The organism is Neisseria sp. P0008.S010 (assembly GCF_051962715.1).
Lineage (GTDB): Bacteria > Pseudomonadota > Gammaproteobacteria > Burkholderiales > Neisseriaceae > Neisseria > Neisseria elongata.
The window spans coordinates 22869-33715 of the sequence record NZ_JBQCVA010000024.1 but is presented as its reverse complement, the minus strand read 5'-3'; the positions used below and the strand labels follow the sequence as shown (position 1 = coordinate 33715).

The following is a 10847-nucleotide window of genomic DNA, read 5'->3' as shown; positions in this document are numbered from 1 at the left end:
CCGCATATTTCGATTTCAAACGTGGGCGGGTTTATCCAGTATTCCACGTCTCCCCCTGCCTGTTTGCGGTAGCCCGCGTGGTCGTGGTTGGTGTAGTGGGTGTCCCAGTCGCTGAATCTCATGCCGTGGGCGTGTATGCTCATGAAGGCTTCGGCCTGCCCGATAATGGCTTGGTCTTCGTATTTGCCGCTGCCCGCCCGTCCGTGCCAGTCTTCAAAGCATTGTTTGATAGCAGTAAAACCGCTGCCTATCGGTAACGGTATCAGGCGGGCACGGGCGGCAAGTTCCAGCGCGGCGGCGGTGGCGGCTAGGCGCAATGCTACGGTTCGTGCCTGTCCGTTCAATGCGGGCAGGGTCTGCATGAAGTCGTCCTGCAAGGTGCGGGCGGTCTGTACGGTTTCGGGGTTGTCCTGTAGCGGAATGCCGTTTTCTCATGGTTAGCCCCCCTGTCGGTTATCGGCCAGCTTTTGCAGGTAGCCTTCAAGCTCCGATTGCAGCCAGCCCGTGGCGTTGGCCGATACCTTTACGGGCTTTGGAAAATCGGGGCGGAATTGTTTGTGTTTGGGGTTGTTCCAGTTCCAAACGGTAGATAGGGAAACGCCGAACATGGCGGCGGTCTGTTTGGGTCGGATAATGGCGGGTTGCATGGTTTGATATGCCTTTCTATCGGGTTACACGATAGGCGGCATTGTGGTTTGGGCGGGCAGGTGCGGCGGCTTGTATCGGTGCAGTAAGTAGGAAAAAAATAGCCGCCCATTGTTTCAGGCGGCCTTTAATGGCGGGGAATACGTTGTTTGGGTTACGGGCTTTGTATCTGTTTCAGGGCTTGGCGGTATCGTTCGCGCAAATAGTCGCTATACCACTGCATCATCTCCCGCCGTTCGCCCATGCAGTCCGCCCTGTTGTATGCCGCCCTGATACGGTCTTCCTCCACATGGGCTAATTGCCGTTCGATTGCGTCGGGATTGAAGCCCTGCTCGTTCAGGATGCTGCTCGCAAGGGCACGGAAGCCGTGCGGGGTAGCCCTGCCCTTGTAGCCCATGCCGTTCATGATTTTGCCCAGTGTGTTTTCACTGATAAAGCCTTCCGCCTTGGTGCGGCTCGGAAAGAGATAGGGGGTATGCCCCGTGATTTCCCGCAGTTCGGCCAACAGTTCAAGCGGCCAGTCTGCCAGCGGTATGACGTGCGGCGGTTTCGGTGCGGTCTTTTCGTGCTTCATTCGTTCGGCGGGTATCGTCCATGTGGCCGCCTGAAAGTCTATTTCCTCCCATTTGCCGCCCCTTAGTTCGGTATTGCGGACAAATACCAGCATGATTAACAGCAGGCCGATTCTGTTTGAATGCTCCACGTCTGCCAGCATCAGGCGGCGGTAAAACTCCGTCAGTTCTTCACGCGGCAGGGCGGGGCGGTTGGTTGCGGGTTTGGGCGGGATATACTGCCGCAATATGCGGGCGGGGTTTGATTCCGTGATTTCAAGCATGGCGGCATAGTCGAAAACCGCCGCCGCCCATTCCCTGATTTTTTCGGCGGTGTTATGCACGCCCCGCGTCATGATGCCGTCCAGCAGGGCTTTGATATGGGTTACCCTGATTTCCTGTATCGGCATTGCGCCGATGGCGGGGAATACTTCGGCTTCCAAATACCGAAGCACGCGGGCGGCGTGGTTCTCTTTCCAGCGGCGCAGGTTGGCGGCGTGCCATTGTCGGGATAAATGCTCAAAGGTGTTTAGGGCGGCGGCTTTGCGTTCTTCCTTTTCCTGTTGCTTGGCCGCGCCGGGGTCTTGGCCGTCTGAAAGCAGGCAGCGGGCGTTCTCGGCGGCTTGGCGGGCTTCGGAAAGGGAAACGGCGGGATATTTGCCGATAGTCAGTGTTTTTTCTTTGCCGCCTATGCGGTATTTCAGGCGGAAGATTTTGCCGCCTGCGGGGGTAACTTCAAGATACAGGCCGCCGCCGTCAAACAGTTTGGCTTTCTTTCCTGCTTCGGTCGGCTTGGCGTTTCTAATTTGGCGGTCGTTTAGGGGCATTTTGGGGGTATGTTTTCGGGGGTATTTTCAGATGCCCCCAAATATACCCCCAGTTTTCGCTTTACTCAATTACACGGCAATAGGCGGGATTGGACAATCAGGAAGTGGCAAGCAGGATGGCAATCGGCCTGCAAACCCCGTGGTTATTGGATTTGGTTTATGGCGTTAGACGGTATTAGACAAAAAAATAACTGCCCGAAAGCAGTTAGATTTTACAGTATGGTGCGGACGGAGAGACTCGAACTCTCACACCTCTCGGCGCCAGAACCTAAATCTGGTGCGTCTACCAATTTCGCCACGTCCGCGTTGTAAGAGAAGGCGCGATTATACGGAAAATGAGCCGATTTGCAAATCAGATTGTATCCGTTTACCGTTTGGCTTGAAAATTTGCCGAAACGGGCTATATTGTCGGCTAGTGTTTTCGGCCGTCTGAAACGGTTTCAGACGGCCTGTTTTTATTGAAAGAATTTTGAATATGTCTGAAGTATTGGTGCGCGATTATCTGCAAACGCAGGGTTTGAAGCTGGCAGCAAGTGATGTGGCCGTGGCCCGTTTGGCGGCGGAAACAGTGATGAACATGGGGCAGGCCGAGATAGATAGGTCTGTATTGTGGGGCAATGGAAACGAGGCTTGTGCGGCCGACTATTTTACATGCGATGAAATGACGGAGCAGATTTTAAAACAGATTTTTATGGCTTTGGATTCCACCTGGGAGCAATCGGCGGCGAAATCGGCGGCGGTGTATGTGCTGCTGCCCGAGCAGGCAGGCTTGCTGCGGCTGTCGCAGCAGGGGCGGCCGGTTGAAGCCTTATTGAAGTTGGACGAAGAGGCAGAAGCGGCTTATCTGCCGAGCCGTACGGCTAACCGGGGCTGGTTGAATTTGGTTGAAGATACTGCCCGTTGGTTGGAGGCCGGTGAAATTTCGGGCGAGCATAATGCGCGGAACGGCAGTCAGATGTCGCTGCCCGTCTGTTTGGAAAACGGCCGTGTTTTGGGCGTGATTCAGGTGGAAGCGGCACAAAAAAACGGCTTCGATGAAACGGCACAGGCATTGTGGGTGGCATTGGCTTTGGCTTTGGCGGCACCGTTGGCCGCCTTGCTGGGTGCGGGAGACGAGGATGAGTAAATTGAATTTTGTCGCCGCCTGCCGCCTGCCGACCGAATGGGGCGTGTTTACCCTGCACGGTTTTGAGGATGAAAACGGACAGGAACATGTAGTATTGACGATGGGAGATGTTTCAGACGGCCTTCCGGTACTGGCACGGGTGCATTCCGAATGTCTGACCGGAGATGCACTGTTCTCGCGCAAGTGCGACTGCGGCCCGCAGCTTCAGGCTGCCATGCAGGCGGTGCAGCGTGAAGGCCGCGGGGCGATTGCCTACCTGCGGCAGGAGGGGCGCGGCATTGGTTTGATCAATAAAATCCGTGCCTACCGCCTGCAAGATCAGGGCTTGGATACGGTGGAGGCCAATTTGGCTTTGGGTTTGCCGGTCGATGCCCGCGATTTCGGTTTGGCACAGCAGATTTTCGCCCATTTGGGCATAAGGAGCGTCCGTCTACTGACCAATAATCCCGACAAAGTGGAAACGCTGCGTTCGGCGGGCATAGAGGTGGCCGAACGCGTGCCCCTGCATGTGGGCGAGAATGCGGAAAACGAACATTATCTGCACACCAAAGCGGAAAAACTGGGGCATATGTTCTGATGTTGCATATTTTGCGCGTTAAATAAAAATATGATTGGGAGGCCGTCTGAAAACAGGCGGCACATTTTTTTACCGATACGGGCTTGAATTTGCCTGCGGCAACCCTATTTTGCCCGTCGTTGAGTCGGATGTATGATGCGTCCGGCCTTTGGATTGCCCGCAAGGGCTTGTTTGTTTTCATTTTGGAGTACACACATGACCATCCGTCCTTTACACGACCGCGTCGTCGTTAAACGCTTGGAAGCTGAAGAGAAAACTGCATCAGGCATCGTCCTGCCCGGCAGTGCCGCCGAAAAACCCGACATGGGCGAAGTTATCGCCGTGGGTGCAGGCAAAATCGGTAAAGACGGCAACCGCCGTCCGCTGGATGTTAAAGTCGGCGACAAAATCATCTTCGGCAAATACAGCGGCCAAACCGTAAAAGCCGACGGCGAAGAGCTGTTGGTGATGCGCGAAGAAGATATTTTCGGCATTGTGGAATAATAAACATCCGCATATTCAGACGACAGGCCGTCTGAAAAAGGCATACAACGCTTTCAGACGGCCTCAGACAGTATCAAACAATTTTGGAGAATCAAAACATGGCAGCAAAAGATGTACAGTTCGGTAACGAAGTCCGCCAAAAAATGGTAAACGGCGTGAACACTCTGGCAAACGCCGTCCGCGTAACCTTGGGTCCGAAAGGCCGCAACGTAGTGCTTGACCGCTCCTTCGGCGGCCCGCACATCACCAAAGACGGCGTTACCGTCGCCAAAGAAATCGAACTGAAAGACAAATTCGAAAACATGGGCGCGCAAATGGTGAAAGAAGTGGCGTCCAAAACCAACGACGTAGCGGGCGACGGCACTACAACCGCCACCGTACTGGCGCAAGCCATCGTTGCCGAAGGTATGAAATACGTTACCGCCGGCATGAACCCGACCGACCTGAAACGCGGTATCGACAAAGCAGTCGCCGCTTTGGTTGAAGAGCTGAAAAACATTGCCAAACCTTGCGATACTTCCAAAGAAATCGCCCAAGTCGGCTCGATTTCCGCCAACTCCGACGAACAAGTCGGCGCGATTATTGCCGAAGCGATGGAAAAAGTCGGCAAAGAAGGCGTGATTACCGTTGAAGACGGCAAATCTTTGGAAAACGAATTGGATGTCGTCGAAGGTATGCAGTTCGACCGCGGCTATCTGTCTCCTTACTTCATCAACGACGCGGAAAAACAAATCGCTGCGCTGGACAATCCGTTTGTATTGCTGTTCGACAAAAAAATCAGCAACATCCGCGACCTGCTGCCTGTTTTGGAACAAGTGGCAAAAGCCAGCCGTCCGCTCTTGATTATCGCTGAAGACGTAGAAGGCGAAGCCTTGGCGACTTTGGTCGTGAACAACATCCGCGGCATCCTGAAAACCGTTGCCGTTAAAGCCCCTGGCTTCGGCGACCGCCGCAAAGCCATGTTGCAAGACATCGCCATCCTGACCGGCGGCACCGTGATTGCCGAAGAAGTCGGCCTGTCTTTGGAAAAAGCCACTTTGGAAGACTTGGGTCAAGCCAAACGCATCGAAATCGGTAAAGAAAACACCACCATCATCGACGGCTTCGGCGACGCTGCCCAAATCGAAGCGCGTGTTGCCGAAATCCGCCAACAAATCGAAACCGCAACCAGCGATTACGACAAAGAAAAACTGCAAGAGCGCGTTGCCAAACTGGCAGGCGGCGTGGCGGTGATCAAAGTCGGTGCCGCTACCGAAGTCGAAATGAAAGAGAAAAAAGACCGCGTGGAAGATGCGCTGCACGCTACCCGCGCAGCCGTTGAAGAAGGCGTGGTTGCCGGCGGCGGCGTAGCCCTGTTGCGCGCCCGTGCCGCTTTGGAAAACCTGCACACCGGCAATGCCGACCAAGACGCAGGCGTGCAAATCGTCTTGCGCGCCGTTGAGTCTCCGCTGCGCCAAATCGTTGCCAACGCAGGCGGCGAGCCTAGCGTAGTCGTGAACAAAGTGCTGGAAGGCAAAGGCAACTACGGTTACAACGCAGGCTCCGGCGAATACGGCGACATGATCGAAATGGGTGTACTCGACCCCGCCAAAGTAACCCGTTCCGCGCTGCAACACGCTGCGTCTATCGCCGGTCTGATGCTGACGACCGACTGCATGATTGCCGAAATCCCTGAAGAAAAACCGGCTATGCCTGACATGGGCGGCATGGGTGGTATGGGCGGCATGATGTAAGGCCATCTGAAACCTTCAGATAACAAACACCGCACGGTAAAAACCGTGCGGTTTTTTCATCTTTCCCTCAACCAATTAGCCGGTATAGGCATGGAGAAACCGTAAGCCGACTATATACCGATAAACTTAACTTTTGCCACGGCATCATCCCGCATTGCCGGCAATTGACCTATAGCCCAACCTGACCATCAAAGTTTTCAGACGGCCTTTCCCTGATTCTACCCAAACCGGGACAAAAGGCCGTCTGAAAAAGCAAAATCCTCTATAATCCGCCCTTTCTGACAGACAGTCTGCATAAAAAACAAAACCATCATGCTTAAATTCACCTTACACAAAAAAGACGGCCACGCCCGCCGCGGCACGCTCGAACTCAACCACGGCAGCATCGAAACCCCCGTGTTCATGCCCGTCGGCACCTACGGCTCGGTCAAAGCCATGACCCCGCAAAACCTGCACGACATCAATGCCCAAATCATCCTCGGCAACACTTATCACCTCTGGCTGCGCCCCGGCCTCGAAGTCATCGAACAATTCGGCGGCCTGCACGACTTCATCGGCTGGAACAAACCGATTTTGACCGATTCCGGCGGCTTCCAAGTGTTTTCACTGTCCAACATGCGCAAACTCACCGAAGACGGCTGCACCTTCAAAAGCCCGATTAACGGCGACAAACTCTTCCTTTCGCCCGAAATCTCCATGAAAATCCAAACCGTGCTCAATTCCGATATCGTCATGCAGCTGGACGAATGCACGCCCGGCGAAGCCACGCACGAACAAGCCAAAAAATCCCTGCAAATGAGCCTGCGCTGGGCTGAACGCAGCAAAAAAGCCTTTGAAGACCTGCACAACCCCAACGCCCTGTTCGGCATCATCCAAGGCGCGATGTACGAGGATTTGCGCGAAGAAAGCCTGCGCGGGCTCGAAGACATCGGCTTCAAAGGCATCGCCATCGGCGGCCTCTCCGTGGGCGAACCCAAGCCCGAAATGTACCGCATGCTCCGCGCACTCGCCCCCATGCTGCCCGAACACAAACCGCATTACCTGATGGGCGTCGGCACACCCGAAGATTTGGTGTACGGCGTGGCACACGGCGTGGACATGTTCGACTGCGTCATGCCTACCCGCAACGCCCGCAACGGCTGGCTGTTCACCCGTTTCGGCGACCTAAAAATCCGCAACGCCAAGCATCGCCACGACAAACGCCCGCTGGACGAATCCTGCACCTGCTACGCCTGCCAAAACTTCAGCCGCAGCTACCTGCACCACTTGGACAAAGTCGGCGAAATCCTCGGCGCGCAACTGTGCACCATCCACAACCTGCATTTTTATCAAGTCATCATGGCTGAAATGCGCGAAGCCATCGAGCAGGGCAAATTTGCCGATTGGCAGGCGCGGTTTCATGAGAATAGGGCGAAGGGGACGGATTAAGGTGCAGGCTGCCTGCAAAACTGTCTGAGCTTATTAGGAAAGATGTGCCAATCATGGCCAAGTTACCGGTTTGACAGAATGCCTTGCTTACCTATGTGTTCCTCTTCTTAAAGAAAACGTACATCTTTTTGAATTTTTTGACAGTAAGTAGTTTGGCATAGTAGGATTACTATGTTTTGCAGTACTCATTAAAGGATCTTCCATGAAACACATTATCCCCGCCCTGCTCCTTGCCGCCTCCGTCCCTGCTTTTGCCGCCGACAGCGCGGTATCCACCACCAATGCGGCGCCCGTCGCCACTTATACCGTCCCTACGCCCGCCGGCTTTCCCTTTGCCGTCGAAACCCAAATCCTCCCCCCCGACGACATCCATCAGGTGGACACCTACCAGGTGAAAATCACCGACCAGGAAACCGGCAAAGTGCAAATCATTGAAGATCTCAGCGACTTCGGTCCGCTTAAAGAAAAAATCAGCGGCCTGGTCAACATCCAGGACTACAACGGCGACGGCCACCCCGACATCGCCGTGCGCGGCGTCGGCACCTACTCCCAGTCTGCCGACGAACTGTACCTCTTCAATCCCGCCACACGGCAGTTTCAAACACCGCCCGACGGACAAGGCTTCACCGGCAACGTCGAAGTCATCCGCAAGGGCTGCATCCGTGTCGAATACAAAATCAGCATCAGGGATTACGAAGAGGAAGACTACTGCTGGAAAAACGGCGACTGGGAGATGCTCCGGCCTCAAAAACACCAACGCACACGATAAAGCCGAAAGGCAAATGATTGCAGGCAACCTGAAAAACCCGCCGCCGCATCATGGCGTCGGGGCGCTTGTCCGCTTGCAGTACTCATTAAAGGATCTTCCATGAAACACATTATCCCCGTCCTGCTCCTTGCCGCCTCCGTCCCTGCTTTTGCCGCCGACAGCGCGGTATCCACCACCGATGCGGCGCCCGTCGCCACTTATACCGTCCCCACGCCCGCCGGTTTTCCCTCTGCCGTCGAAACCCAACTCCTCCCCGACGACACCTACCAGGTGAAAATCACCGACCAGAAAACCGGCAAAGTGCAAATCATCGACTTAGGTCCGCGTAAAGAAAAAATCAGCAGCCTGGTCTACATCCAGGAGGACTTCAACGGCGACGGCCACCTCGACATCGCCGTACCCATCGACGGCGCCTACAACCAGGTTGCCGATGAACTGTACCTCTTCAATCCCGCCACACGGCAGTTTCAAACACCGCCCCCCTTACAAGGCATCGCCATCGTCGGCAACGTCGAAGTCATCCGCAAGGGCTGCATCCGTGTCGAATACAAAAGCAGCATCATGGATTACGACGAGGACGACTACTGCTGGAAAAACGGCGGCTGGGAGATGCTCCGGCCTCAAAAACACCAACGCACACAATAAAGCCGAAAGGCAAATGATTGCAGGCAACCTGAAAAACCCGCCGCCGCATCATGGCGCCGGGGCGCTTGTCCACTAAGTAGGCTATTTAGAAAAATATTTAGGAAAATCGTCATCGCAAGATTTTGCTGGAGACTTCGCTAGCTTGCTGCACCAACCAGACCAGCAAGAACAACAGAACCCGATTTTCAGGTAGCCTTTTGCATGGCAGGCTACCTGAAAACACCAACACCATCGCCCAACCGCCGGAAGGAATGTTCCATGCTTTCCAAACAAACCTTCGCCGCCTTCTGCCTTGGCGCAATCACCGCCGTTGCCGTGCTGTTCCTGCTGTCCGCGCAATATTCCGACTACCGCCGCACCGCCGAAATGAAGCAGGAAATCCAAAGGATTGCCCCGTTGCAGGCGCAGTTGGCCGCCGAATTGGCCGACGGCGGCATCAAAAGCAGCCTGCAAACCGTTCGGCAGGACTATCCGATCGTGCAGTCCGTGAACCGCGACGGCTGGATTCTGCTGCGCACGCCGCGCTTCGGGCAGGAAGCGGTGCTGATTCCGCAGGCAGAGGGCAAAAATATCCGCTGGACGGCACATTACAACGATACGGACAAGGCAATCAACGGCAAGGCGCTCTGTTTTTGAGTGTGGCATTGCAAAAGTGCAGGCTGCTTTGAATGTGCCAAAAGCAGCCTGCACATTAGTCGGCAAAGCAATATAATGATTTGTCTATGTTTTGATGGTAAAAATGATAAATCTCCAGCCGGTTGCTGGCGTGCTTGGCGTTTCTTGCTGGGCAAAACGGACGTTGCAGGCGTGAATTGATGTGCCAGAATTTGATTGCATTTTAATCATCTTGTGGCCCCGATGAATTGAATTTAGAATGCGCGCAAGTAGCAGATAGCAGTTTCCAAGGGAATGCCGCTTGCGGCTAGGCTAACGGTTAAGTGTGCGTTTGCACGGTTATGATGTAGGTTCAAGTCCTGCCCTATCTGCTACTCCATTCTTTCAATCTGATGATTGGCCTTTATTCTCAACTAGGCGCTAATTTACATAGTGTATTCAATATCTAATCCCTCCCTATTTTAAACATTTGCTGGATTCGTTCCTATTGTCATTGGGCAAGGCTATCTTTAAGATGGCTGCTTTTTCAGCAAGCTGCAACAGAAGCCGTCCAATCGGTTGCCAGTAAAAAGCAGCCTGCACATTCCAACCCATTACGAAGGGAAATCACCATGACAGACATCATACGCACCACTGCACGCCGCAGCCTTGTGTTGGCATCGGTTCTCATGCTCACAGGTTGCGCCAGCCTTACCTTAGGCACTATCTGGGGTATTGAAGATAGCCACAATAAGGCCAGATGGCAGCGCGAACGCAACCAGACATTGGGGCATACTGCCAAGCAGGTTTCGGTTTATGCGTCCAACCATACTTCAAACGCCTATACTGTAGGTGTAAGGGATGATACGGATAACGACGGGAATCATTTTTACTTGCGGGCGAAAGAAGGCGAACGTGTGCCGACATGGATCGAAGATAGCAATAGCAACCATATATACCGCGATATTCCGAGAAGATGGAGCAAAGATTACCTAATACGGGTTGAATGGAGAGATGAAAGCAGCGGACGTTATTACCGTGCCAAATTTGTGCTGCCGCATTATCAGTATGACCCGAGCGACCTCGAATTGCATTTCCTGCCGGACAACAAACTCCTGGTTTGCGTGAACAGCTATGTGCAAACCCCGTCTTACCGAAAATGGGTGGCCGGTGGTTGCGATACCGAGCCATTGGTGCCTAATACGGAAAGCGTGGAAATACAGGATAGCCAACTGCGCAGGATTGAAAGCCCGGCCAGACGGAGCAAATGATTGTCCGCCAAAAGCAGCCTGTATGCCATCCGCTGGACAGCGCATTACAACGATACGGACAAGGTAATCAACGGCAAGGCCTTGTGTTTTTGATCAGGGATTTTCAGGTAGCCTTCCGGTTAGGCCGGACAGGCGGCGGCTTGCCGCTAGAGGCTACCTGAAAACGCCTGGCTGCCTGTGCAGCCCGTCGCCTTGTGC

The 10847-nt window shown here is 54.2% G+C and carries 11 protein-coding genes, 1 tRNA gene and 1 pseudogene; 9 read left to right on the top strand and 4 right to left on the bottom strand.

Annotated features, from left to right (window positions below; translation table 11 throughout):
* The 4 genes and pseudogenes from ACTHSL_RS07595 to ACTHSL_RS07580 all read right to left on the bottom strand — a co-directional run.
* Positions 1-362: pseudogene (locus tag ACTHSL_RS07595) on the bottom strand (DUF927 domain-containing protein); the annotation flags it as partial.
* Between the two features lie 75 nt (positions 363-437).
* Complete coding sequence (locus ACTHSL_RS07590) at positions 438-647, bottom strand: helix-turn-helix transcriptional regulator (RefSeq protein ID WP_440380946.1); 210 nt, start codon at positions 645-647, stop codon at positions 438-440.
* Between the two features lie 152 nt (positions 648-799).
* Positions 800-2023, bottom strand: a complete 1224-nt coding sequence (locus ACTHSL_RS07585) for a tyrosine-type recombinase/integrase (RefSeq protein WP_440380945.1) — start codon at positions 2021-2023, stop codon at positions 800-802.
* Positions 2024-2243: 220 nt separating this feature from the next.
* Positions 2244-2328 (bottom strand) — tRNA-Leu (locus tag ACTHSL_RS07580).
* Positions 2329-2498: 170 nt separating this feature from the next.
* Here ACTHSL_RS07580 and ACTHSL_RS07575 point away from each other — a divergent pair.
* The 9 genes from ACTHSL_RS07575 to ACTHSL_RS07535 all read left to right on the top strand — a co-directional run bounded on the left by ACTHSL_RS07575 (position 2499) and on the right by ACTHSL_RS07535 (position 10649).
* Entirely contained in the window at positions 2499-3149 is a 651-nt protein-coding gene (locus tag ACTHSL_RS07575) for a GAF domain-containing protein (protein WP_440380944.1), read from the top strand.
* Positions 3142-3726, top strand: a complete 585-nt coding sequence (gene ribA, locus ACTHSL_RS07570) for a GTP cyclohydrolase II (RefSeq protein WP_440380943.1) — start codon at positions 3142-3144, stop codon at positions 3724-3726. The genes ACTHSL_RS07575 and ribA overlap by 8 nt, the downstream gene beginning before the upstream one ends.
* 195 nt (positions 3727-3921) lie before the next feature.
* Positions 3922-4209, top strand: a complete 288-nt coding sequence (gene groES, locus ACTHSL_RS07565; RefSeq protein WP_297954759.1) for a co-chaperone GroES — start codon at positions 3922-3924, stop codon at positions 4207-4209.
* 98 nt (positions 4210-4307) lie between these two features.
* The gene (groL, locus tag ACTHSL_RS07560) at positions 4308-5942 is read left to right on the top strand and encodes a chaperonin GroEL (RefSeq protein ID WP_049350804.1); all 1635 of its coding nucleotides are present in this window, start codon (positions 4308-4310) and stop codon (positions 5940-5942) included.
* Positions 5943-6254: 312 nt separating this feature from the next.
* A complete protein-coding gene (gene tgt / locus ACTHSL_RS07555; protein WP_440380942.1) occupies positions 6255-7370 on the top strand; it encodes a tRNA guanosine(34) transglycosylase Tgt in 1116 nt (371 codons plus the stop codon).
* A gap of 202 nt (positions 7371-7572) precedes the next feature.
* Positions 7573-8139, top strand: coding sequence for an XAC2610-related protein (locus ACTHSL_RS07550; RefSeq protein WP_440380941.1), 567 nt, complete (start codon positions 7573-7575; stop codon positions 8137-8139).
* A 99-nt stretch (positions 8140-8238) separates the two neighbouring features.
* A complete protein-coding gene (locus ACTHSL_RS07545) occupies positions 8239-8784 on the top strand; it encodes an FG-GAP repeat protein (protein ID WP_440380940.1) in 546 nt (181 codons plus the stop codon).
* Positions 8785-9042: 258 nt separating this feature from the next.
* Entirely contained in the window at positions 9043-9420 is a 378-nt protein-coding gene (locus ACTHSL_RS07540) for a hypothetical protein (RefSeq protein ID WP_440380939.1), read from the top strand.
* Between the two features lie 590 nt (positions 9421-10010).
* On the top strand, positions 10011-10649 hold the full coding sequence (locus ACTHSL_RS07535; RefSeq protein WP_440380938.1) for a DUF3304 domain-containing protein: 639 nt from the start codon (positions 10011-10013) through the stop codon (positions 10647-10649).
* Positions 10650-10847 lie beyond the last annotated feature (198 nt).